The organism is Granulicella sp. L60 (genome assembly GCF_009765825.1).
In the GTDB taxonomy this organism is placed as follows: Bacteria; Acidobacteriota; Terriglobia; order Terriglobales; family Acidobacteriaceae; genus Edaphobacter.
In genome coordinates this window covers 875,861-899,838 of the sequence record NZ_LMUR01000018.1, presented here as the reverse complement: position 1 = coordinate 899,838, position 23,978 = coordinate 875,861, and the positions used below count along the sequence as shown (strand labels likewise).

At 52.6% G+C, this 23,978-nt stretch carries 16 protein-coding genes; 3 read left to right on the top strand and 13 right to left on the bottom strand.

Features of this window, described 5'->3' with window-relative positions; translation table 11 throughout:
- Nucleotides 1-142 precede the first annotated feature (142 nt).
- The 9 genes from phnE (GSQ82_RS14065) to GSQ82_RS14025 form a co-directional block, all read right to left on the bottom strand.
- Nucleotides 143-967: a phosphonate ABC transporter, permease protein PhnE gene (gene phnE, locus GSQ82_RS14065; protein WP_158792870.1), complete on the bottom strand. Its 825-nt coding sequence runs from the start codon at nucleotides 965-967 to the stop codon at nucleotides 143-145.
- Nucleotides 964-1,800 carry a phosphonate ABC transporter, permease protein PhnE gene (gene phnE / locus GSQ82_RS14060; protein ID WP_158792869.1) on the bottom strand — a complete coding sequence of 279 codons (837 nt, stop codon included), beginning with the start codon at nucleotides 1,798-1,800 and terminating at the stop codon, nucleotides 964-966. The genes phnE (GSQ82_RS14065) and phnE (GSQ82_RS14060) overlap by 4 nt, the downstream gene beginning before the upstream one ends.
- Nucleotides 1,797-2,639: a phosphonate ABC transporter ATP-binding protein gene (locus GSQ82_RS14055; protein WP_158792868.1), complete on the bottom strand. Its 843-nt coding sequence runs from the start codon at nucleotides 2,637-2,639 to the stop codon at nucleotides 1,797-1,799. The genes phnE (GSQ82_RS14060) and GSQ82_RS14055 overlap by 4 nt, the downstream gene beginning before the upstream one ends.
- A 5-nt stretch (nucleotides 2,640-2,644) precedes the next feature.
- The gene (gene phnD, locus GSQ82_RS14050; RefSeq protein ID WP_158792867.1) at nucleotides 2,645-3,811 is read right to left on the bottom strand and encodes a phosphate/phosphite/phosphonate ABC transporter substrate-binding protein; all 1,167 of its coding nucleotides are present in this window, start codon (nucleotides 3,809-3,811) and stop codon (nucleotides 2,645-2,647) included.
- Between the two features lie 1,123 nt (nucleotides 3,812-4,934).
- The gene (locus GSQ82_RS14045) at nucleotides 4,935-5,330 is read right to left on the bottom strand and encodes a YciI family protein (protein WP_158792866.1); all 396 of its coding nucleotides are present in this window, start codon (nucleotides 5,328-5,330) and stop codon (nucleotides 4,935-4,937) included.
- Nucleotides 5,331-5,376: 46 nt separating this feature from the next.
- Nucleotides 5,377-5,658 carry a DUF1427 family protein gene (locus tag GSQ82_RS14040; RefSeq protein ID WP_158792865.1) on the bottom strand — a complete coding sequence of 94 codons (282 nt, stop codon included), beginning with the start codon at nucleotides 5,656-5,658 and terminating at the stop codon, nucleotides 5,377-5,379.
- Nucleotides 5,659-6,414: 756 nt separating this feature from the next.
- A complete protein-coding gene (locus GSQ82_RS14035) occupies nucleotides 6,415-7,392 on the bottom strand; it encodes a zinc-binding alcohol dehydrogenase family protein (RefSeq protein WP_158792864.1) in 978 nt (325 codons plus the stop codon).
- A gap of 1,487 nt (nucleotides 7,393-8,879) precedes the next feature.
- The gene (locus tag GSQ82_RS14030) at nucleotides 8,880-9,245 is read right to left on the bottom strand and encodes a response regulator transcription factor (protein WP_158792863.1); all 366 of its coding nucleotides are present in this window, start codon (nucleotides 9,243-9,245) and stop codon (nucleotides 8,880-8,882) included.
- A gap of 48 nt (nucleotides 9,246-9,293) precedes the next feature.
- On the bottom strand, nucleotides 9,294-9,929 hold the full coding sequence (locus GSQ82_RS14025) for a response regulator transcription factor (RefSeq protein WP_158792862.1): 636 nt from the start codon (nucleotides 9,927-9,929) through the stop codon (nucleotides 9,294-9,296).
- Between the two features lie 181 nt (nucleotides 9,930-10,110).
- On the opposite strand from GSQ82_RS14025, the gene GSQ82_RS14020 reads away from it, so the two are divergent.
- Nucleotides 10,111-11,025, top strand: a complete 915-nt coding sequence (locus GSQ82_RS14020; RefSeq protein WP_158792861.1) for a helix-turn-helix domain-containing protein — start codon at nucleotides 10,111-10,113, stop codon at nucleotides 11,023-11,025.
- A gap of 779 nt (nucleotides 11,026-11,804) precedes the next feature.
- Here GSQ82_RS14020 and GSQ82_RS14015 read toward each other — a convergent pair.
- The 3 genes from GSQ82_RS14015 to GSQ82_RS14005 form a co-directional block, all read right to left on the bottom strand.
- Nucleotides 11,805-12,284 (bottom strand): response regulator transcription factor, encoded by a 480-nt coding sequence (locus tag GSQ82_RS14015; protein WP_158792860.1) that lies wholly within the window; start codon nucleotides 12,282-12,284, stop codon nucleotides 11,805-11,807.
- A 1,048-nt stretch (nucleotides 12,285-13,332) separates the two neighbouring features.
- Nucleotides 13,333-14,760, bottom strand: coding sequence for a sensor histidine kinase (locus GSQ82_RS14010; protein ID WP_158792859.1), 1,428 nt, complete (start codon nucleotides 14,758-14,760; stop codon nucleotides 13,333-13,335).
- 343 nt (nucleotides 14,761-15,103) lie between these two features.
- Nucleotides 15,104-16,210: a sensor histidine kinase gene (locus GSQ82_RS14005; protein ID WP_256370098.1), complete on the bottom strand. Its 1,107-nt coding sequence runs from the start codon at nucleotides 16,208-16,210 to the stop codon at nucleotides 15,104-15,106.
- 1,142 nt (nucleotides 16,211-17,352) lie between these two features.
- Here GSQ82_RS14005 and GSQ82_RS14000 point away from each other — a divergent pair.
- Together GSQ82_RS14000 and GSQ82_RS13995 are read left to right on the top strand one after the other, a co-directional pair.
- Entirely contained in the window at nucleotides 17,353-20,262 is a 2,910-nt protein-coding gene (locus tag GSQ82_RS14000) for a two-component regulator propeller domain-containing protein (protein WP_158792857.1), read from the top strand.
- On the top strand, nucleotides 20,259-20,888 hold the full coding sequence (locus GSQ82_RS13995; RefSeq protein WP_158792856.1) for a response regulator transcription factor: 630 nt from the start codon (nucleotides 20,259-20,261) through the stop codon (nucleotides 20,886-20,888). Before GSQ82_RS14000 ends, GSQ82_RS13995 begins: the two co-directional genes overlap by 4 nt.
- 490 nt (nucleotides 20,889-21,378) lie before the next feature.
- On the opposite strand, the gene GSQ82_RS13990 is transcribed toward GSQ82_RS13995, so the two are convergent.
- Nucleotides 21,379-23,952, bottom strand: a complete 2,574-nt coding sequence (locus GSQ82_RS13990) for a glycoside hydrolase N-terminal domain-containing protein (protein ID WP_158792855.1) — start codon at nucleotides 23,950-23,952, stop codon at nucleotides 21,379-21,381.
- Nucleotides 23,953-23,978 lie beyond the last annotated feature (26 nt).

The following is a 23,978-nucleotide window of genomic DNA, read 5'->3' as shown; positions in this document are numbered from 1 at the left end:
CATCTTGCCTCTCCATTCATTTCTCTACCGGGAAGCGACGGTGTGCCTTGGCCATAATTAATGATTCCCGGGCAGAGACGATTCGCTAAATGGAGTGTTTGTAAAGGCGTGATCAAGACACGCCACCCACTACCTCCTCGAATTATCGTTTGTTGCTCACAGGTCGTTTGAGGAAGCTGTGCCGAACCCAGTCGGAGACGCGTTCCATCACAGAAATCATTATGACAATCATGATGGTGTAGGCCATCACGTCGTGATAGTGCAGCAGACCGCGGGCAAAAGCGAGGTCGAAGCCGATACCACCGCCACCAAAGACGCCAAGAGGGATCGCCGCACGTAGGTTATGGTCGAAGGCATAAAAGAGATTCGCGACGAAGGATGGCATCACCTGTGGAATAACGCCGTAACGGATGGTCTGAATCCGCGTCCCACCAAGACTCTGTACCGATTCCGAGATTCCTTGATCTACGTGTTCGATCGAATCCGCGAAGAACTTCCCGAACATGCCAATCGAGCCCACGGTAAGAGTGATGACTCCTGAAAAGGGACCGATGCCGACAGCGATCAGAAGGACAAGAATGACGATGAGCGCAGGCATGGAACGCTGGAAGCTAAGCAGCGTGCGGATGATAAGACGGATGATCGGATGTGGTGTGGTGTTTGAAGCCGCTAAGAACGCCAGCGCCATCGCTATTGCGCCGCCGCCTACAGTCGCGAGGAACGCCATGGCGAGCGTATCGAGCAGAGAAATCCAGAGCTTCGGTCTGGTCCAGAACAGAGAGAGATTCGGAGGGAAAAACTGGCGGAAGAGGTCGGTGACGTAGCTGAAGTCAATATCGAAGGTCGCTGGGTTCAGGTCGAGCCACCAGAACAGAAGCACTATGACCATAACTACTAAGAGGAGTGAAATAACCAGGAGACGCAGCTTGCGGGAGGGAAGAAGGTTGGCGGGAACAGCAAGGCTCATCGCACTAAACCTTCGCTTAGAATGTGTCCCCGTATCCGGTCGGAGAGCCGTTCGATCAAGAAGACAAGTACGAGCGTGAGCAGAGTCGCCGCACATGCCCTTTGGTAGTTCAGTGAACGCATTGCCGCGCTCATCTCGAAGCCGATGCCGCCGACGCCGACTGCGCCAAGGATGATGACGGCACGCACGTTGAACTCAAACCGGAAGAGTCCATTTGCGAGAAGCGCAGGTAAAATCTGCGGGATGACCGCGTACCGAATGACCTGTATGTTCGTCGCTCCCGTGGCGGCGACCGCATTGAGTACTTTGGGCTCGATTTCTTCGATAGAATCGGCCAACAGCTTCGCCAGCATGCCGATGCTGCTCAGTGAAAGCGCGATCAACCCAGAAATGATGCCTAGCCCGAAGATAGCGATCAACAATAGAAGCTGTATGACCTCAGGCAGTGCGCGCTCGAGGGCGATGAAGCTGCGAATCAGCATGCGCAGAGGAGCAGGTGCAATGTTAGAGGAAGCCGCTAATGCGCAGGGAAAGGAAAGCGCCATTCCCATAATCGTAGCGATCATGGCCAACACTAAAGTGACAGCCATCGGCTGCAACAAGCTTGGAATAGCGCTCCAATCCGGCGGAAAGAACATGTCCAGAACAGCCAATCCTTTGCGAATTCCCAGGAGGAAGGTGCCGACCCGCACCTGACAACGCCACGAGGCGATTGCCAACAGTACGGTGAGAATGACGAAGGCGAGTACCTGTCGCGAGCGATGCCTTGCAAGGAGAATCTGCCACGCTTGAAACGGTGACTCTTCAGCGGGCGCACTAAGAATAGAAATCATAACTGGAAGCGCGCCTCTTGATGTGCATCAGGCATGGGTTCGCTAAAAACGGGTGGGAGTAAATTAAACTTCTCTGCCCCGACCACTGGATCGCCATCGGTGCCGCTATAGATCGCCTCAAGCTGGTTGTACGAAAGCTGTGCTCCGCCCTCATATACGATCTTACCGCCACGTACACCGATGACGCGTGTGCAATACCTGGCAACTATGGATGGCTGATGAAAGGCGCCGATGACGGGGGTCTCGCGGGAGAGTGACTGGAGAATCGCCACGATGGATTCAGCGTTCTTCGGATCGAGGTTTGCGATAGGCTCATCGGCGAGGTATATCAACGGCCGCTGATGAATGGCACGTGCAATGGAGACGCGCTGCATCTCGCCACCACTGAGAGAGCCTGCGAGCCGTGCTGCGAATGGTGCCATCTTTACGCAATCGAGAGCGATCATAGCGTCGCGCGCTTCCGCATCCTTGAAGCCGATTAGGCAGCTTCGCAGTGGACTGATGAAACCGAGGCGACCAAGCATGACATTTTCAAGAACTGTCAATCGCTTGACCAAGCTGTCACCTTGAAAGATGAGGCCAATGTTGCGGCGTGCTAGGCGCAGCCCTTTAGCATCGACATTTGTAGTCTTGTAAATCTTTCCAGACTCGCCGACAATACTAATCAGGCCTTCGCTTGGCTTTGTCAGGCCAACGATACATCGCAAGGTCAGAGACTTGCCGGCGCCGCTTGAGCCAAGAATTGCGACGAACTCGCCTCGCTTAACGGTGAAGCTGACGTCGTTGAGAAGGCGCTTGCCGTTAGGCAACGCGACTACGATATTCGAGACTGAGAGCATAGCGGCTACTTCTCCACCAAGCTGAAGTCTTTGACTTTCATGGCGTATTCCCGCATCTCGTTATATGACGAGTCATTGACGACAATCAACTGCGTTCCCCCCTCGGCTGGGTTCGTGTTTCCTCGCAGCCGCATCATATTTGCCCAAAGCTCCGGGTCCTTCTGCGGGATTGCAACAATGGCTGTCTGAATGTCTTTCTTGAGCTGCTCGGGAAGCTGCTTACGGACCGCATAACATGCATTGGGAATTAGATCAGAGATCCAAAGCACGTGGAGGTCATCCGAAGCGAGCTTTCCACGCGCTTGCAGTCGTGTCGCCGCACTGGACTGAAATGCTCCCGCATCTACGTTGCCTGCTTTGATTGCCATCACCGTCTCAAGATGAGTGCCGGCGAAGAGAACCTTCTTGAAGTCCTGCTCCGGATTTATTCCGAGATTGATCAAGCCAGCACGGGGATATAGATCGCCGGAGGTGGAGGCGGGATCGGAAAAGGCGAATACAATATTCTTCGCGTGCTCCTTCATATTTTGCATGGAGTGGATGGCACTATCCTTGGGCACAGCGATCGCCGAGCGATACCCGCCGATTCTGCCGTTGGGAAATCCCTTGGCTGCAATGGCTTCAGCTATTCCCTTCTGCGATGCGAGAATATAGGCGAGAGCACCGAAGGTTGCCAAGTCGATTTTGTTCGCGCGCATGGCCTCGATCGTCGAAGCATAGCCTTCGACCTCCACGACCTCTACTGGCATGTGTAACTGCTTTTCGAGATAGTTACGCATCAGGTCCTTGCGCAGGCCGCCAGCCTCGAGTTGTTCTGCTTCCGGAGAGTAAGCATAGCGCAAAACCTTAGGGCGTCCGTCTTTAGGAGCAGAGTTGCAGCCTGGCAATACCAAGGGAAAGATGGCGAACGGAAGAAGATGGTGCCAGCGAATCTTAATGGTGCGCTCCATAGCGTAGGCAATTTCGTGAAACAAGCCGCTCTCGAAGCGCAGTGAGCGGTCGGCGGTCTTGAGCAGGGTTTGCTCATCGTGCGTGCTGAAGGTGATCGTTGTGCCGGCACGCTTCAGATCCAGAAATATCTCGATGACCGCGTTCCTCGTCTTAAATTGAGTGAAGCGGTCGGTTCGTTCACCAGCAGGATGCGCGGGCTCGATGTCATGCCTCGCGCGCAATGTTCACAGTATATCTATCGGACTCGTATCGAAGCGCCATCTCTTCGAGACAGTTGTACGGTACCGACAGTGCTCTTCTGCTTTGCCTTTAACTTTGGCGTCAATCTCAGAGAGTCCAGACGTTCTTCGACCTGCATGGTTCTAACCGCAAGCGAGGGTGCATCACTGGACAAAACCGTCTGTGGCCCCATCGCTGCGGCGCACCCTTCTGGAACCAGTTTCAATTGATCTCGCAGCCCCCTAATCTCCAGTTGGAGCAGTTTCCGGTTTGTAGATGTAAAAGCCACCGTGCTCTCTTCCCTACTTTCGCCAACCCCGATCCAACCTCAAATAAGCGCTTCCTTAACTCACTTTCAACAATATAGGGCTTTTTGAAACTACCAATCGCGTCATCTAACTCATTGAAAATACGTAAATTGTTTCACTTAATCCAACGGTTGTTATTCGAATAGCTGCCCGGGCATATGGCGCAGACTCTGTACTGTAGCTCAAAGAACTGTCAATCTCCAGCGGAATTTCCTATGGGCAATGTGTGAACTCCGATTACGCTGCGATTGACAAGCAGTCACAGGCCAAGAACGTCTCTTGCGCCGTCCGCCTCTACAGATGCTGAGTAAAGGACTCGGTAGCCCTCACCTATACCGTTATACGGATACATCTTTCGAACTTTCTACAGGTCAAACGACTGTGGATTCAGTAGTCACACTTGTTTCACGGAGGCCTTTCGCCGGCGTTTCGTTATTGCCCCTAGCTTCTACAGAAAAAAACCCTCTCTGCGCGCTAAGCGTCAGCCTGATCTCTGCGCAGCTTTTCTTGAGACTATTTCTGGAGCATTGGCTCTTAAAGAATCGAACAATTGGTATGTGTTGTAAGAGATGTCCTATGTTGCCTATCAGCCACTAGTGATTTGAACAAAGAGAACACGCTCCGTAGATCAGGAGAAACAATCGAGTTCAACGACAGCATTGTACGATTCAGACTCGACCGTTTGTTTGGTGACCCGTCGCCGCCTTCGTAGACAATGCAGACTCACTTAGGACAGGTAGGGGCAAGTGCATCGAAACCGGGTGACGATATAGATGCCAACTATTTTTGAGGACTTTCCCAGATTGATCAGGGCCTCCTAGGACTTTTCCAAGCTGAACCTGCTCGTCGAGACGTTCAGTGTCGCGGCGATCTGACCTTCGCGAAGTTCCCAGGGTCGCAGGTCAAACGTGCGAAGACCCAGCTTGATTAGAGGCTCATTTTCCATTAGCGCTCGCGCCTCCTCGATCGTTTTGGTCTGAAGAATTGTCAGACCGTCTCCGACAAGGACGCCGGTCTGGATAAAGGGTCCCGAAGCGAACAATAGCCCTTCGGCCTCGAGACCATTCATGTACTCGAGATGCTCAGCGACATGTGCGCTCATCTGCTCTGCAGTAGCGCGTGCGATACTCAGAGCCACAAAAAGTCTTTGTTTCAGCATCGGGGCGAGCAATGCTGCAATCTTATCGTTCGGATTTTCTGGAATGGTAGACATAACGAACCTCTTTCTGGTGTGTGAAGGCAGGAGTACAGGCGGGTTCTCAATCGCCGTTTCGATGCGTGACAGCGTGGCGAGCGTCCTGATGAGAATGAGCCGGGGTGAGGATCCCGGCATTAGCCACTACGGCTGCCGAAGGCGCCACGAGGCGGGAGGTCGTATCTTTGTTTCGGTGAAGATATTGCCCTGCAGTAACGTAGCCGAGACTCATGCTAACTACTAGAAAAGAACCCAGGATCGCGTTTGGAGCGGGTGAAGGAATTCCGGCGAACCGACAGATCGCTCCAATGCCAAATGCGAGCAGAAACCCAAGAATAATCTTCATTACCTAACCCTCCCGTGACAGCCTTTATCCTTTACTTCTTCTACGCTACCGGTTCACGTTGAACGTGAGTAGCCATGAAAAACGAACACCAGCCTTGCAGAATCCGCAAAGCTTTAGGGAGTTTCGCTCGCACTCCACGTAGACTTTGCGAAAGCACTCGATTATCGTATCTGACCAGATACGGATCGGCGCAAAATGACCATCTCTATCAGGCACCCTACGACTCGTTTCGGGGTAAGAGACCTGAAATAAACCGCATCTGTGATCGAATTTATTAACCGATATAGGCTAGCGGAACATGATGGCCCATAACAGCCGGCACAACGTCGACAAAGCGAGTGTTAGGTGCGCTACTACCCGACCTAGGAAAGAATTCTTCCCAAGATTACTTACGACTAAGCTATACCGCCGTCATAATGTTGCACGCCTATCGGTAGCTTGCTTATTTTGCCGAGGCAAAGTTTCGGCTATTGGCCGGCGCGCTAATGCCGATATCCCTCGCTGTTTTGCTAAGGCATTACCGGGATCACCGCCGGGGAGCTTCCAACAGACTGGGCGAGAGGTGCTGAAACTCACCCCACAAATTCGGGAAAGGTTCTTGGTGTGTGGGATGCCTGTGCGACCCCAACATCTTTCTAGACAGATCGTCCCTACTCTCATCTTTTTCGGGGCTGAGAGCGGGCGATGGAGGCGACGTCAGCCTACAACGGCCCACTCATTATCAGGGAATAATCACAACAGACTTGGACGGTTGTGTTACTTCTGTCCAGGTTTCAGGACCACACGTCCACTAGTGCCTTGATGCACGAGATTGAATGCATGATGCGCTTTGTGTAACGGCATCGTGTCGGAGATCGCCGGCGGATGATAAGCGCCCGAGTCGAAGCCCGGCCTCAAACGCTCCAGAATGTTGGCTGCAGCGGTAAGATCTCGCTTTAGGGTATCCACACCGAACAACTGGGATTCATTATGGTAGAAATCGACCAAGTCAAAACATACCCGCCTCTCCGTCGGAGAAGTAATCTCCACCTGACGACCGCGGTGTGCAAGAAGGCCCAAGCCGATTCCAAACATAGGTCCTCCTGCGGCATTGAGCACCACCTCAACTCCCTTCTGATCGGTCAGGGATTTGACCTTCTGCGAAAGCTCGGGGTCAGCCGCATCCAGATGGAAGTCTGCAAGCGCAGCCAGGCGGCTTGATGGATGTGGTTGAGAACGGCTGATTGAGATGATCTTGGCGTCCGCATGCTTTGCAATCTGTGCAGCCGCTCCACCGACACCACCAGTCGAACCCATAATCGCGATGGTCTCGCCCTTCGAGAGCTGGGCATACTCGATCAGAGCACACCAGGCAGTCACGAAGTTGACCCCAATGCATGCAGCCTGATCGTGGGTGAGTTGCTCAGGCTTGTGCGCCAAACTCGATACTGGCACCTCGATGTACTCTGCGTGCGTGCCATCCCGAGTAAAGCCGGCATCGCCACCGGAACCCCATACTTCTCGCCCGATCCACTCAGCAGGCCCGTCGACAACAATGCCTGAGTAGTCCCGCCCCGATACTCGAGGGAGGGTTGTTTGGGACATCCGGCCCGCGACATTCTTGACATCGCTGGGATTCACTGATGCCGCTTCCACTTGAATGATCGCCGTGCCCTCTTGTGCGGTGGGTACGGGCCGCTCTGCTAGATGCAATTTTGAGACGTCACCGAACTCTGTAAATTGGATAACATGCATAACGTGATCTCCTTCCTATGGACCCAAGACTAGAAGCGTTCGGCGAACATGAGTAGTCATAAAAGCCGAATAGGATCCTTGCAGTGGTTGCAAAGATCCATATGGGCAATGCGAACTTCAGAACATACGCGTGCCGAGCTCGGAGCAGAACTGGGCATGTGAACAGGCGATTGGGAAAAGCGAATTACACGGGTTGGGCGTCTCGCCGAATGAGCAAATCACTCGGGAAACGCAATTCAATCTCAACTTATTGTGTTATCTCTTCAGTCACAAACATCCGGTAGCTCTGTCTGCCTCTGCATTCGTGGTTTGGCTGTCCGTCGAGCTCGCTCGTCTCACCTGTTTTCTCCACCGACAGCCTCAGCCATCACAGCGACTTCAAGAACGGTACGAGAGCTCCAAGGTAGTCTGCCTGATCGTCCCACAGATCGAGTGGCTTCCATTCGTACAAATGTGTCTGATTGCGTTGGGCATCATCTTCACCATATCCCCGGGCTCCATCTCATGTATTTATAAGACACCATGATGGGGTTAGAGATGGCGCCAGAGCCGTCTGAGGAAGTCCGGCGCATCTGTACCGCTTAGCTTCAGCTTTTTCGCCAATGACCGACAATTCAGACACAATGTCAATATTCCATCTGGATGAGTAAGTCCCGGGCGGATGGGATAAATCGTTAGGGGAACTTCCGGGCCTTTTCTGTCGCAGCTACGACAACGAAACCGATCCCGACGAAGGACACGCAACCGCATTTGTAACCAGCAACGTTGTATTTTTTTCGGCGTCCACCACGAGCAGATGCGATTCAAAGCTCTAGGAAATATCGATTTAGAAAACATACGCGCAAGAAACGACTGATAAATATGAGCCAACTGTACAAATACATGGAATTCCATAAATAGCAGAGTTCTCCAGACGGGGAGGCAGGAATAATGCCGGGAGGGGCAAGCAGGGTCCAATTGGCCTGCCTGGATCAGGCACCCACTGCCTCAGGAACGCAATCGGGTAGCTCGTTTTCTCTCTCTTTCATAAGGTTAGTTACGTGTGGGAATTGCAGGGTAAACTCCGCGCTGATTGATAGATCATTCCTACAGACCTCCAGCTTTTCCTTACGAAAACCATTCCATGAACCTCGTCTGACACCACCAGTGGATATGCGCTTGAGCCGGACCCCGGCATGTTCGAAAAGCAATGGTTCAATGGAACCCTGAAGCTCTCCGGCGCCGCAGTTGACCCGGGCAAGAACTTCAATTGGTCATTGAAAATCGCACGCAAATCCCGAGTCTCAACATACAAAAACGCAGAGTCGAGCATGTCTGACGCCATGGGGCAAATTCCGATCGATGCCACATGATCAGACCTGAGGCAGTTCAGTCGCTTTGCTTACCTGTAAAGCAATGGGTTGCGACTAAAAGGTTGGTTCTCGCTATCTTGCATAACGTTGTTAGATCTCTCTGATGTACTTCTCAGTTGTCACCTGTATCGGCGCTCAGTCCTTATGTTGAGACGTCGCTAATCGCAAAAACGTCAACAACTCAGTCGGGTCGAATGGCTTCGCAAAGACCGCTAGCGCCCCTGCCTCTTTGCTCATTCTTTGAATCTCAGGCGCGTCAAGCCCAGTAATCAGGATGACGGGGAGGTTTCGGTTTCTGGCCTTTAATTCGGAAACCAATTCAAAGCCATTCATGCCAGGTAGTTGCACGTCCGAAATTAAACATGCGGTTCCGATACCGACCTCGGATTCTAAAAACGCTTCAGCCGTTTCGAATAGACAGGCCTCATGACCGGTTGCTGCAAGCAACTCGTCGAGAGCTTCCAATACACGAACATCATCGTCGACAACGCCTATCAACATTGATCGAATTCCAGAGATACTTCCATCTGCCTTTCCTGATATAGAGAACTACAGCAAATGGTCAACTTCAGGTAAACGGAGGCCTAGCCGGCCGCACATTCTGACCAACTCAGCAAAGGATGGCGCTTCCATCTTGCGCATTATTTGCCCACGATAAACTTGTAGTGTCACATCCGCGATCCCCAGCGCTGCTGCTGCCTGCTTGTTTAGCAAGCCGGCGACGATCAACGGCAACACTTCCCTCTCGCGCGGGGTTAGAAGGTCATATCTCCGCCTCAACTCATTGACTTCCTCGACGCGCTTTCGCTGCTTTCGGTCACGGCTGAAGCCGACGTCAAGTGCTCGACTGAGAATCTCCGATTCAATCGGTTTGACCAGAAATTCAATGGCACCGGCTTTCATCGCTCGTACGCTCGTGGGGATATCAGATTGTCCACTAATGAAGATGATTGACGGTATGTAGGATGACTTCAGCCTTTCCTGTAACTCAAGACCGTTCAAGTCCGGGAGATGGACATCGAGAATAAGACACGCTGCCTCATCGTTGCGAATGTAATCCAGAAAGTCTTCTGCGGTCGCGAAAGCGACCACGTATCGTCCCTGAGCCCTCAGTTGCTCGGCCAATCCCTCGCGAATCGCCGCATCGTCGTCCACGAGGTAAACGACTTCGCCATCTTGAACCATATAGAACCAACCTTTCGGACTGTAGCAAGCATATTTCAGGAATTGCCCTTGCAACTTAATAGAAAGTTGTAATGCTTACCGGGAAGGCGATGTGCGATTGTCTGATGAGACCGAAGCGACTACTCACGATTCCTGCCTCGCTGGCACGACCGTGACTCGCTGGGTTTCCGGAACTCATGACATGATTGAGACACGCGAGCATTACCCACCAGCGTCGATGATCGGGGAGACACTTCTTGCCGACCCGTCATTCCTTTTTCTCCCTTCTACTATTGTCGAGCCGGAGGAACTCCGTCTTCCAGTTGACGGCGTTCGAGTTATGCTCTTCTCGGAAACGAGTCCGAAGTCTTTTGTCGTGGACCCGGACGGAGACTATTTGTTGATTGCACAAATCAGCAGCCGAAGCGAGCTACGTTATGACGTTGGGCACGGCCCGCGAATGTGTGAGATTCGCTGTGGCCACGTACTTGTACGCCCGCCGAAGGTCGAAAGCAGCTGGCGTCTTGAGAGCCCTGAGCAGACAGTCATTCTGCGCATTTCAGAGCCTGCTCTGCGAGACGCATGGGAGAGCGACTCAAATGATCCTTGGCTTGGTTTGGTTTCCATGGATACCTTTCGCCAGGATTCGCTGCTGGCGGAGATGATTGCCCGACTATGTGTGGAGATCCGGGCTGTTCGGCAGGTTAATCGAACTTATATTCGTACTCTCCTTTTTCAACTAACCACCCATCTTGTTCGACGGTATTCAGAAGCAGTTGATACCTCTTCGAAGGGCGTTGGCATGCCTCCGGGTCGGCTCCGCAAGGTTATCTCCTATGTCACGGAACATCTTGAGACCGATCTGCCATTACAAAAGCTTGCCGAGGTGGCAGGACTAAGCCGTTACTACTTCTGTAGAGAGTTCAAAAAAAGCATGGGCTTGACCCCACAACGCTATATCATCCGTCAACGAATCGAGCGGGCTAAGTCTCTTCTTGAGCACGGATCGCTATCGATCACCGAAATCAGCCAACAACTGTGCTTCTCAACCCCCAGCCACTTCACCGCTACGTTTCACAGGTTGATCGGTGTTACGCCGAGGTCATTTCGTATCTAAGCGGAGAGACCCCTTCGAAAATAGCCTTGGTAATAATCGCCAGCGCGTTCTTCGACATAACAGGACTTCGGCAGGTTCGAATCAAACCCGTCGACCTTCATCTTTCATGAGGTTGGATAATCTCGGCCCCTTATCTGGTGGCTTGACGTCTGCCTGACGAGCACATCCAGTCACCTCCAATCTGATGGGGTGCGTTTCATGAATTGGGGACCACCCTGGATGCCTTGTGTGAATCGCAAGGGCGTTCTGCAGCATCGCCGATAGAGACAGGCGCTTGTCAAATATGTCCAAACCTCACTCGCGGCGCGATTCGACTGACTAAGAGTCCTCGAAGAAGTTTCTTTGGACGGTCAACCAAGCATTAACAGCTCCCTGTCTATCGAATTCGATAGACAGGGAGATTACATTTAGCCAAATGCGGGATTATCGCGAAAGCTTGCTGGAATTTCAAAAGGAGCCGTCCTCCACAAGTCAGCGTGAGACCGCGAGCGCGGAAGGTTCAACCGAATCGGCCTTTTTCGCCAAGCAACCGATGATCAGGATGCACCAAAAAGACCCAATACTCCCCAAATTAAAAGAACTTTTAATAAATAATCAAGAATACTGACTTTCATTGACCTCCCCTTGGCAGAGTCATATATATATCTGTGCCGATTATGCATAGACGAGGTAATCTTTTCCCTATCTCCAACCGAACGTTACAAGAAGTGCTCGGCGGTTCGTTGGCTAACTAGCCGGAGGACTGGATAAACTGGCGTTGTCAGAGCGGAAGTAGGTCACTATGATCCTGCAACCGCATGCAACAGATAAGCTGCATCCTGCCGCTCGCTTCTGTCAGCAGGCATTCCAGGTTCCCTCAAGTCGCTTGGAAATGCGTCCTTAAGGCTGCGATGCAACGCCACTGCACTCGTAACGACATCGATGAGATCGGCTGTCCGCGTCGGCTTGCTTAAGAAGGCAAGCGCTCCTCGTTGCAGAGCATTTTGGCGCGCCCGTTCATCGGTGCTTCCGGTCAGGAAGACAACCGGCACAAGAGGGCAGATGATACTCGCGTGCGCCTGGAGTTCGCACCCATTCATACCCGGCATGTCCATATCCGTCACGATGCAATCGAGGCAATGAAGTACGTTCGACTGGAGAAGCGAAGTTGGACATTCAAAATCGTGAACGATGAAGCCGGCGTCTTGTAGTACTGCCGCCAAGCTGTGCAGAACCAGCCTGTTGTCATCGACGAGCGCAATGGCGGACCCTCTTTGCATTGATAACCTCCATATAGATTCGTCTAACATACCAAGCCGCTCGACCGCAATGTATTGGAGGTTTAGATAGGTACAGGATTGTCGTAGCTTGCGCTCCTATGATGAGCAGTAGTGATCGTCTCAACTGTGGAGTTTCTCATAGCAGAAAGTGATAATAGCGACGCATGGTTCGTAGCTTCAGGGTTGTGCCAGCAGATTGAAATCCGTATCTGCATCGGAGACCAAATGAATTGCTGCTATAACGAATCGACAATACTGGACTCATCCCGTGAGAGTTCGGATGCCGAAAACATCCCTCTGTGAGATCTTCAGGACCGGAGGTGCCCGAGCGTTCCCGATCGTTTACCCGCACGTTACACACGTCTTTTACACACTGCAATGTAAATCGTTCAGGATATGGATGACGCTAAGGATGTTCTCCCGAAGGCAATAGTAGAGGCGTTCAACGCCGCCCGTTCACTCCGGCTAATTCATGTATTTCTACCAGGTTCATACGAATCATGATCAACACCATCCTGATGATGGCCAGAGAATAAATGTCCTCACAGAACCATCTCTCTCCCTACAGATTGACGGTTCGATGATCTTAGCCGAGCACATAGAGAGCCCAAAGGCCATAATTCTCCAGAGCCTGATTTTGAATGAACAACGCTGGATCGCTTCCGATGCGATGGAGCGCTTGAGACTCGACTATTGTGAAGCTATGGTGGCATAGAGCCCTGAAAGTTCTCATGCCTCAGATTGCGTGGCAAAAGGACGTGTCCCTCTCAGTACCCAAGTCTCCTCTCGTTCACACGAAGGGAGCTCTCTAGCAAAAGCGTTTAGTCCGAGCCGGGACTGTGCGGGCTCGACGCGACACGCGTACTTTACGCTAAAGCAATACTGCCAAGCGCAAGCCCGCGGCAGATGAACAGCCGATAGCTTTCCTTTCCCTCTCGACGATGCACCTCGTAGAATTATCGAATGTAGCCTCGTTTACGAAATAACGAGGAGAAGGTTGCGGCAAACTGCTAATATCAACGACACTCACGTACTAATTAACAATTCTTCATGCGCTCGGCAGCGCGAAATTGAAGGTTGTACCACGATCGGAATTTTTGCAAACCTTCAGGCTGCCTCCATGTTGCTCCGCAATAGATTTACAGATCACGAGCCCCATTCCCATACCGCTTTCTTTTGTCGTGTAGAACGGTTCGAATATTTTCGTTCCGTCGCTTAGGCCACATCCAGAATCTGACACAGTGATCGAAACGCCATTTTGGCTATCGTACGTCGAACGCACGGCGAGCTTATGATCTTCACCAGATGTCACCGACATTGCATCAAGCGCGTTCTGTACTAAATTCATGATCAGCTGTTGCATTTGAACTTTGTCCGCCATGATGTTTGGCAAGCCGAACAAAAGAGCGGTTTCGATCTTGATGTTCATCCTACGTGCCTGCTCTCGTATCAGTCGCAAGACTTCTTGAATCACTTCATTTAAGTTGAGCGAGGTCTTGTTCAACTCCGCTTTCCTAAATAATGCTCTGAGCCGACGTACTATCTCAGCAGAAGTCTCGGCATCACGAACAATTCTCTGCACAATAACTTCAGCTCGCGAAATATTAGGGGGGCTTGCAGCAAGCCAATACATACAAGCTCGCGCGTTGGCAACCAACGCCGCGAGCGGCTGGTTAATCTCATGTGCCACAGAAGCAGATAACTCTGCGACCGTAGCTACCTGCATAGCGCGCGTGAGTTTGTCTCGGATTTCCGAAAGCGCTTCTTCGTTTCGTCGCGCATCCTCAATATCGACATTGAATCCATACCATCGAAGGATCGTCCCCTTTTCATCCCTAAGAGCCTCGCCCTGAGCATGGAACCAACGGTAAACACCATCATGTCGTCGCATCCGGTGAATTGAGCTGTACGAGCATCCCGTCTTTAGGGCATTCAGCCAGACTTGGAAAGCCGCATCATAATCGTCAGGATGCAGCATGTCCTTCCATCGCGCGATTGAAGTGTCAAACGATAGCGTCGTGGCCTGCTCCATCTCTATAGCTTTTCTGTCGGAAATCCCGAGGTAATCGGCCATTCTCCTATTAATGAATGCGGGACCTCCATCCGGGGTGGCGCACCAGACAAGTGTGGGAATGGTATCAATTACAAGCCGCAGCCGCGTCTCAGCGTCTTTGTGTCTTATCTCGCCGTCTTCCTGCCCTGCCAAATTCCTTTTGTCCAAACCAACGCACATCCAGACGGTTGCGATTCCGGCGCTGTATCCAATCAACGGTTGAATCAAAGATCGGCCGGGCTCTCCGTAGAGCAGAAGAAAAATGATTATGGCTATTCCGTTTAGAAGAAAAGCTGCTCTCGGCCCGAGAAGGCGATAGAGCCACGCAAAAATGAGCACACTATAGAGTGCGAGCAGCGATGGATGTCGGACGAGATACGAAAACCCTTCGACAAAAGCTGCTGCTGCGATATATCTGATCATTCAAACACCTCCGATCAGATGCACTACTTCAAATTGAACCTTCACTTGCTTCGCAGCCTCCATACACATACGATCGGAAAACCACAGCTTACGACGGCGAGGGCACTCCGGATGCTTCTTCGACTGGTCGATGGGAATTTCCGATTGACGCCTGTTGAACAAAATCGAATTGCCACGCGCATGGGCGAGAACGCACTTACTTCGTGAAACACTCACTGCGCACTCTCTCTGTCTTTTACTCTCTGAAACCCGTGTCACCTCAGACTGACTTGCATAAAAACGTTTAGCTTCGAAATATATCGCATCGACGGGAAGTGCTTTCGAGAACTGTTAGCCGACGCTGTCAGCCTTCGGCCCGCTCAATATCGTTCGAGTAGGGAATTTTCAGGGTGAACTCTGCACCCAAACCTGGCTGACTTAAGACGGACAGGCTACCATCGTGCGCCTCCGCGATGGAACGACTCACAGCCAAACCTATTCCCATGCCCTTGGGCTTGGTAGTGTAGAATGTTTCGAAGATTCGATCAGAGTCTGAAACACCGCGTCCGGTATCTCGAACTCGAAGGGCAATGGCGTCAACTTCTGCCTCTGCCTCTAGCCAGATCCGGCGTTCGGCGGAAGGACGTCCGTCCACTGCGTCGATGGCATTGGAAATTAGATTGATCAGGATCTGTTGTAGTTGGACGGGATCCGCAAATAGAGGGATGAGGCCCGCAGGAATATCGACAATGACGTCTACCCCCTGCTTGCGAATATCGGCATCGAGGACCGCAAGCACCTGTTGTACCGCATGAGAAATATCGACAGGGCGCTTCTGCGGTGATTGCTGCCGGAAGAGGCCGCGCATCTTTTGAACTACGTCCGCAGCTACATTGCTATCGCGCAGAATGCGATCAATGATGATCCTCATGCGTGAAATATTCGGTGGTGAAGCGGTTAGCCACGTGGAAGCGGCGTGAGCGTTGGCGACTATGGCGCCTAACGGCTGATTAATCTCGTGGGCGATCGAAGCCGACATTGCTGCCGCGGCGGCAATTTGTGTTGATCTTACCAAGCGCTCTTTCAAGATCCTCAACTCCTCATCAGCTCGAAGTTGATCGTCGATGTCAATATTGATGCCGAGCCACAAGAGAACATTTCCCTCAGAATCGCGTAGAGGTTCGGCTCTGAGTAGAAACCAACGATATGTTTCATCAGCCGCGCGAATTCGCGCCCGTATCTCATGCCGACTGCTCGCGTGTAATGATTCCTCCCAACTACTGAGAGCGGTTGCACGATCATCGGGGTGCAGTAGAGCAAGATGTGACTTCCAGTCATTGCCAATGTCTTCTCCACAGCAAAGCGGATGCATCTCTGGTAGCCCGAGATAGGCGCTGGTTCTCGCGTTTACCCAGATCCAAGCTCCCTTTGCTGATGCGTACCATGAATACGCAGGAATACAGTTGAGCATCGCTTGGATATAAAATATATCGGGTCCTTGGTCGTTTTGATCCGCGAGAGTTACTCCGTTGGGCCAGTATGGGTTTGTTCTGTTTCGCGCGTTCAAGTCATTTTCTCCTCGTTCAAGAAGAATGGCCTCTCCCTGCGCATTTGCTCAAGGCATCTTCGATGTTTCCAATCATCCGCAGAACTCTCTGTAAATGATCACGATCCTTCCGAAAGCTTGTCGATATTGGCCGAGTCTTGCAGGCAACATCCAATCTTTGAGAATCTCACTATTTCTCCATCTCCGACTGGGAGACGCGATCTGACAGAACTATTCGCCGTGCAAACAACCTCGCGTCTATCGAAAATGCGCCTGGCCCTAGGAATGCGAATGAAGACGTACATAGCAGGACAATGATTACCTGCGCGACATTCTCCGTAAGGAGATGCGGCAGATCCAATAACGCAATGAGTGTTGCTGTTACGCAAACGATCGGTGTGAGCAACCCGAAGCAAAGCAGGCTTAGGAGTACAAGAAAAGCCGTATGCTGCCAGCCGACCGGAAAAGCAATGCCGGCCATTGCCACGGCGATGGAGCATCGCAGTATCAACAAAGCGCCTCCAGGTGCGCCCGCCGGGAACATCGAGAAGAGTCTTTGCACGCAATGAGCGTAAATGCGAACCCTCGATGCCAGTAATCTCGTTAGCGCTACGGATGCATGGCTCTTTAGAGCTACGTGCGGTCTAGCCTTCGGATGTATTATTTAATCGTTTCGAAGTTTTGTAGCCAGATCGCTGACTCGGAGCGTCCGAATCACCTTACTCCAGCAGATTCCATCCGACCATCGTCCGTGCACTAGTACTACCCCGATGTTTTTGTTTGCGTGGATCATCATGTGGACTAGTCTACGAATAAGGAAGATCTGGAATATCGCGATTGGACCCAAATCAGAGCAATCACGACCGGCCGGAATCCGTGTGAATGATAGCGCGGACAGTCCAAAGCCGCATCATGCTCTGAACCTCGCGATGCGACATGCGTTCCTAACGACGCGCAACCTTTCGGTTGTCCGGCTGTTGTGGATCCGAATTGTATTCACGCTCTGCTTAGTTCCTTCAGTTGCGTGGCCGATATCGCCGAGCAAGTCTTCGGTTGCGTCGAGCTACTTGAGAACGGATTTCACAATTGACGATGGACTACCCGATAACGTTATCAACGCGATCACCCAAACTCAAGATGGATTGTTATGGGTAGCGTCCGGCGACCATTTGACATCGTTCGATGGGCGAACGTTCACGCCGGTTCAACTTCGAATTCCTGGACTTCGCTCTACGGGTGCTGTGAGCTCGTTGGTCGAAGGACGCGACGGGGACCTTTGGGTCGGCACCTATTCGGGAATCATTCGAATTCCCAAACGGGATCTGAATGATCCCGATCTCACGGAGTCTGTACCTTTTCGTTTAGGGAAACAGGAGCCCGCTGAGGTTTTCGCGCTGTTGAGTGCTCGCGATGGAACTATATGGGCAGGCACCAACGACGGGCTTTATAGATTTGATGGCAGCCACTTTCAACGCGTGTTCTCTTCGAAACTCGTCAGCCGCATTAGCCAGACGCCAAACGGTCAACTGATCCTGATTACTTCCCAGGGGGTTGCCGAATTCGACGGAAAGAACCTCGTTCGATCTCCTGGGCTCGGGGTTCGGCTTGGGGTTCATGACGACGAAATTTTCGATGCTTATCAGGACTCCCACGGCACGATGTGGTATGCAACAGTCAAGGGAATTCGCAGCGTTATGGGCCAACGTGTGGTATCCCTCAACCCCAGCGATCCTGCTCATGCGAAGACATACCGTATCTTTGCAGGCCTGAACGACACCCTATGGGTGAGCACATCAATCGGGATCCATCGGATCTCGGGCGGAAATATGTGGTCACCTGCTCCGGGCTTAGAATCGCGCGGCTTCTACGAGGGACGAGATGGGGATCTCTGGATCGGCACGAATGGAAGTGGCTTGGTACATCTGAAACCGCGCACTGTACAGATGTATACGAAAGAGGAAGGTCTACCAAGCAACATTCCGATGGCTGTGTTGCCGGATCATGACGGCCGACTCTGGGTTGGTATGAATTGCGGGTTCGCAGTCCTAGAGGGGGGACATTTCAGAACGATCAATGAAAAAAATGGGTTAGCAAACACTTGCGTTTGGTCTTTGGCCGAAGATCACAGCCACAACATCTGGCTTGGCACCTACGGTGGCGGCCTTTTCAGATTTAAGGATGGTATTTTCACGCAATACTCAGAAAAAGAGGGGTTGAGTAGTGGCGCCGTCACTAGGATTGTAGTAGCTAAAGACGACTCCCTATGGGTCGCAACAACTCATGGCTTAGCCCATTTTCAAGAAGGAAAGATTCGCAACTACACGATGTCGGACGGACTCTCGAGCAGCAATGTCCTCGATGTGTTTCAGGATCGAAGCGGAAATATCTGGGTGGCCACACAGGGAGGCGTTGATCGTTTTGTTTCCGGTCGCTTCGTGCCCTTGTCAGTCGCGAAGGATGCGAGCGGTGTCTTGGCACGCCGATTCTTCGAGGATTCGGGTAACGGCCTCTACACTTCTGATTTGCCCGAGGGGATCAGCCAAATCAGAAATGGACAGTTGACAATGTTCAACCGCGAGCTCAGCGTGATGGAAATGACGGAAACACCGGATCATAAAATGTGGTTCAGCACCGAAAAGGGTGTGATTGGGTTCGGGAAAGGCGGCTTTGCGCGAGCAGGCAACCCCGGAAGCCCTCTCGATTACGAAGTGTTTACGCGTTCGGATGGACTCAATACGACAGAAGCAAGCAGCGGGAACCCCAATATCGCGATGACATCAGACGGGAAGCTTTGGATCGCGACGGTCAGAGGGCTGGCGATGATCGATACGTTACGCCTCCCTCGCATCGGTGAAAGGACACCAATCTTCATAGCCGCGGTCTCTGTCGACGGCAAGAGCCAACTTGTTGGAAACGGACTGATGTTGCCGCCAGGAGTCCATCACGTGGAGCTGCGCTTGGCCGCCGTTGATCTGGCCAACTCTCAAAGACTTCGACTGCAGTACCGTATGCAAGACGTGGATCCTGGTTGGCTCGATGCTTCCTCTTCGCGTATGGCCATCTATACGAGCTTTCCTGTAGGTACTCACCGGCTGCTGATTCGTGCGACGGACAGTATCGGCCACTGGGATGAACCCGAGATTGTGTACGACGTCACGCAAAGGCCGCATTTTTACGAGAGGCTTCTCTTCCGAACGATCACTATAATCGCGATTGTCCTACTGCTTATCTTGGCGTACTTTTGGCGAGTTCGATACCTCATCAGGCAGTCACGCAGGATTCTCGAGGAGCGCCAGGTAGAACGAGAAGCCTTGGCTGGAGACTTACATGATACGTTCCTGCAGGGCATTCAGGGACTTGTCCTAAGCTTCCACACCGGCACCCAGAAGCTTCCTCAAGATCATCCTGTTCGTAAGTCATTCGAGGAGTCCTTGAAGCATTCAGATCGCGTCATGCTTGAGGGAAGAAGTCTGCTCTCCCGGCTTCACGTACGGAGGATCACACCCGAAAGTCTGACTGCTACCTTTGCCACCGTTGGAAAGGAATTTCGCTATCTTGGACCAGCTCAGTTCGAGGTGATTGTGAATGGGCACAGCAGAGAACTCAACACCCTAGCACAGGAGGAGCTCGCGAAGATTGGTCGCGAAGCACTCTTCAACGCCTTTCGTCACGCGCGGGCCAGCCGGATCGAGGTTGAGATCCACTTTGGCATTTTTGAACTCCGTCTGAGATTCCGCGACGATGGTATCGGTGTCGATCCAGCAATTCTTCGCGACGGTAGCGTCGCCGGTCATTACGGGCTGCCTAGTATGCGTGAACGAGCTTCCAGAATCAGGGCTCGTCTCGAACTCTGGAGTCGACCAGGCGCAGGCACCGAAATTGAAGTTCGAATTCCAGGCACAATTGCATATTCCCACAACAGAGAATCACGGATATACCGCTGGATTCGTCACTTATTAGGGAGCCGAGAACGATGACAACCGATCGACAGATCAAAGTGCTAATAGTTGACGATCATCCACTAATGCGTGCCGGTATTGCCGGAGAAATTAATGCGCAGCGGGACATGAGAGTCGTAGCTGAGGGAGCCGACGGTGAATCGGCGATTGAACTTTTTCGACGACACCTGCCTGACATTACTCTCATGGACCTCAAGCTGCCGCATATGAACGGGATCGACTGTATGACAATCATACGCACCGAGTTTCGCCACGCTCGCATTATTGTTCTCACAAGCATAGCCGGCGATGTTCAGATGACGCGCGCCTTCAAGGCCGGAGCTGTTGGGTTTCTTCTTAAAGACACGCTTAGAGCAGACCTGGTGAATACCATTCGTCTAGTTCATGCAGGCGGCAGGAAGATTCCTGAAGAAATCGCCCAACAGATTGCCGAACACGCCGGGGAGGATATCCTAAGTACCCGTGAGATCGAAGTCTTGAGATGTGTTGCCCGTGGACAGTCAAATAAGATCATTGCCGACAAATTAACAATCACCGAGCATACGGTAAAGAACCATCTCAAAAATATCCTTTCTAAGCTGAATGCGGATGATCGAACTCATGCAGTAACGATCGCGCTAAAGCGGGGTTACATCGATTTATAGAGCGTGATGGGAGGGGCCTTGTTTAACAGAGGTTTCCCTGTTCCTCGATTGTTCTTTGACTCGGCACCGCGATTTAGAAAAGGCGAGCGATGGTTCTCAACCACTGAAGAATTAACCGGTTTTCGCGTAAACAATCAATGATGGAGGATTGCCCAAAGAACTGAATATTACCCACAGCGAAAAGCTTCCGTCATCTCATTCCCCAACGCCGCGCGTCCATTTTCATAAATTCTTCAATAGTTGCCATCGTCTTCTGAGGCTCTTCGACAAATGGAAATTGGCCGCTCCGTTCGGACCAAACCAGCTTTGCTTGAGGAGCGTAACGCGCATAATTCATCGCCCGATATGGAATCGAGATGCGATCGAATCTGCCCGCGATCACGCAGTAGACTTCCAGATTCACTGAACGTTGTAAAAGTACATCAACGACAACGGCATGCCAGCAACACCCTGACGAGGTGCGAGTGGAGTGACCGTCACACCATATTTGTCACGATTCAGCCTTCGTCCAAAGGCTCGCATTGACCTTTCTTATCTCGTCTCGTTTGAGGTCGAGTTGCACGCTACACCCCGCATAGCGGACAACGCACTTAGTGCCTTGCAGGCTAGTGATCGACGCGCTGGTAAGCTGCCCCTCCTTCCACTCGATGGCAATCTCGAATCCCCCGCGCGCGCGTAGACCGCGGACGGATCCTGTTCGCCATGCCAAAGGCAGAGCTGGTAGCAACTCGATCTCGTTCGCGTGCGACTGCAGCAGAAACTCGATCGTCGAGGCCATCGCTCCCAGGTTTGCGTCGATCTGGAAGACATCGCCCCGCCCATTCAGGAGATTCGGATGAAGACCTGTCGCGTATAGACGTTCTAGATAGGCTTGTCCGGTCTCCGCCTGCGCGAGCCGCGCCCAGCAACCGGCCATCCATGCCGAAGGAAAACCGCCTCCAGTTCGTGCGCGCTCCCGCAACAGTGTTGCCTCTGCGGCAGCCAGTTCCGGTGTTCCCCGAAGCGTTATCTGATCGCCGGGATACAGCGGGTAGTATGGTGATGTGTTGTGCCGAGGAGGGACTTCCTTAAACTCCTTAAACCATTCGAGCAGCTGCCCCCGGCCGCCGATACGATAAGGCAACAGCTTCTCGCTTCGGTGTCGCAGCCTTTGCTGGAGGGCATCATCAGTATGCAAATGTTCTGCAGCCCAGAGAACATTACGAAACAACTCGCGAATGATGGCCATGTCCATCGTGCAGCCCATAGCCAGGCCGCCCATCACCTGCTGTCCACTCCCGTCTATGTAGTAGAAGGCGTTCTCCGGGGAGTCGCTGATGGGAGTCAGCAGATGACCGTTCTCATCTTCAACCAGCCAGCTGTCGTAGAACTCAGCCGCACCCCGCATAATCGGATATGCCTGGCGCAGGAAAGCGTCATTACCATTGAACTGATAGTGCTCCCAAAGATGCTGGCACAACCAACCGCCGGCCATAGGCCAGAAGGAGACATGGGCCACCCAGTCCACTGGCTGCGCGTCGCGCCAGATGGTTGTGTTATGGTGCATCACCCAACCAGGACGATGATACATATCGCGGGCCACAGAGCTCCCACTCGCGGACATCTCCTCTACGAAGTCGAGAAACGGTTTGTGACACTCAGAGAGATTTGCCGTCTCAGCTCCCCAATAGTTCATCTGAATATTGATATTTACCGTGTAGGCGCAGGCCCACGGCGGAAGGCGGTCGACATTCCAGATCCCCTGCAGGTTTGCGGGCTGCGAACCGGGTCTCGAGCAGGCTATAAGCAGATAGCGACCGAACTGAAACATCAAAGCGGAGAAGGCGGGATCATCGTTTGCGCTGAGGGAAGCAACGCGCTGATCGGTCGGCAGGAACGCATGTTGTGCAGGTTCGTCGAGTTTCAAGGCTACTCGATTAAAGAGCGAGCTGTGGTCGGCGACGTGCCGTCTTCGAAGGTCTAGGTAGGAGCGATTATGCAGCCGTCCCAGCGTTGCAAGATTCTTTACAGCGGGGTCAGTGCCTTCGCGGCTGGGACTTTTATTGTGACCATTGAAACTGGAAGCGAGCGCCAATGCGAGAACAACCTCGCTTGCTCCACTGACGGCAAGTCCCGCCGACGTCGTACGCACCTCGCCATCCATGTGCAACACACGCAACCGTCCCTCGAACCGCATCCCGCGCCCGTCCACCTCCCCGTCATAGAGGATTTGCTTGGCGAATGGTTTGCGCGAGCCGTCACTGTTCCATATCTCCGGGTACTTCCACGTTTCCCTGTTTTGCTCTACGGACTCCAGAGTGCGTCGCAACGCAATGCCGGGAAGCTGCCCTGCAATCGCGATCTCATGTGGGCCTGTGGCGCGTTGCTGCGCGTTCGGGTGCTGCGAATCAAAGCGGATCCGAAGATTGAGCGCAGGGCTGCTCGCCTCGAAGCGGCAGATCATCACGTCATCTGGAGCGCTAACAAACATCTCACGAACATTGTGGACGCCATTCTGGACGTAATTTGTGCGGTGAACGGCCTCGCCCAGGTCCATGTAGCGGAAGTACTCGCGAGCATCACCTTCCGTCCCTTCGATGTACAAGTTGCCAAACGGCTGAAAACACGGCCAGGACCGGCCCAGCCAATTGCGCGTCGCGATATCGTCCGCCTTGTTGTACTCGCCAGCTCTCAGCAGCGATAATACCTCGTCGAATTTAGGAGCAATGTCCAACGGCAGTGTCCTGCCGCCCGGCTCCTCCGCATACAGCGTATCTTCATTCAACACGATCTGGTCTCGCCCTACTCCCCCAAACGGCATCGCTCCGAGTCGCCCATTCCCCAGGGGCATCGCCTCAAGCCATGAGCGTGCAGGCCCGGTATACCAGAGCGAAGTAGCAGGATTGAAACCGGTCGGTTGTGCTGCACTGGAAGCACCGACGATCCGCTCTTCCGCGCGGGCAAGCTCTGCGGCTGGCCCGAGCCCAAGCCTCCCGACCAGCGCTGCCACTGAGGCGATGAAACCCCGTCGCCCGAGCTTTGCCTGCCAAAGAGAATCCTTGCTTTCACCTGGGGTAAATATCATTATTGGTACTCCTTCGATATATCTTT

Bases quoted from the DNA above. Each gene is read 5' to 3' on its own strand.
- GSQ82_RS13990 (WP_158792855.1), bottom strand. From the start codon at position 23,952: ATGATATTTACCCCAGGTGAAAGCAAGGATTCTCTTTGGCAGGCAAAG.
- GSQ82_RS14045 (WP_158792866.1), bottom strand. From the start codon at position 5,330: ATGTCTACCATTCCAGAAAATCCGAACGATAAGATTGCAGCATTGCTC.
- GSQ82_RS14020 (WP_158792861.1), top strand. From the start codon at position 10,111: ATGATTGAGACACGCGAGCATTACCCACCAGCGTCGATGATCGGGGAG.
- GSQ82_RS14025 (WP_158792862.1), bottom strand. From the start codon at position 9,929: ATGGTTCAAGATGGCGAAGTCGTTTACCTCGTGGACGACGATGCGGCG.
- phnE (WP_158792869.1), bottom strand. From the start codon at position 1,800: ATGATTTCTATTCTTAGTGCGCCCGCTGAAGAGTCACCGTTTCAAGCG.
- phnE (WP_158792870.1), bottom strand. From the start codon at position 967: ATGAGCCTTGCTGTTCCCGCCAACCTTCTTCCCTCCCGCAAGCTGCGT.
- GSQ82_RS14015 (WP_158792860.1), bottom strand. From the start codon at position 12,284: ATGCAAAGAGGGTCCGCCATTGCGCTCGTCGATGACAACAGGCTGGTT.
- GSQ82_RS14030 (WP_158792863.1), bottom strand. From the start codon at position 9,245: ATGTTGATAGGCGTTGTCGACGATGATGTTCGTGTATTGGAAGCTCTC.
- GSQ82_RS14035 (WP_158792864.1), bottom strand. From the start codon at position 7,392: ATGCATGTTATCCAATTTACAGAGTTCGGTGACGTCTCAAAATTGCAT.
- GSQ82_RS13995 (WP_158792856.1), top strand. From the start codon at position 20,259: ATGACAACCGATCGACAGATCAAAGTGCTAATAGTTGACGATCATCCA.
- GSQ82_RS14040 (WP_158792865.1), bottom strand. From the start codon at position 5,658: ATGAAGATTATTCTTGGGTTTCTGCTCGCATTTGGCATTGGAGCGATC.
- GSQ82_RS14005 (WP_256370098.1), bottom strand. From the start codon at position 16,210: ATGCTCAACTGTATTCCTGCGTATTCATGGTACGCATCAGCAAAGGGA.
- GSQ82_RS14010 (WP_158792859.1), bottom strand. From the start codon at position 14,760: ATGATCAGATATATCGCAGCAGCAGCTTTTGTCGAAGGGTTTTCGTAT.
- GSQ82_RS14055 (WP_158792868.1), bottom strand. From the start codon at position 2,639: ATGCTCTCAGTCTCGAATATCGTAGTCGCGTTGCCTAACGGCAAGCGC.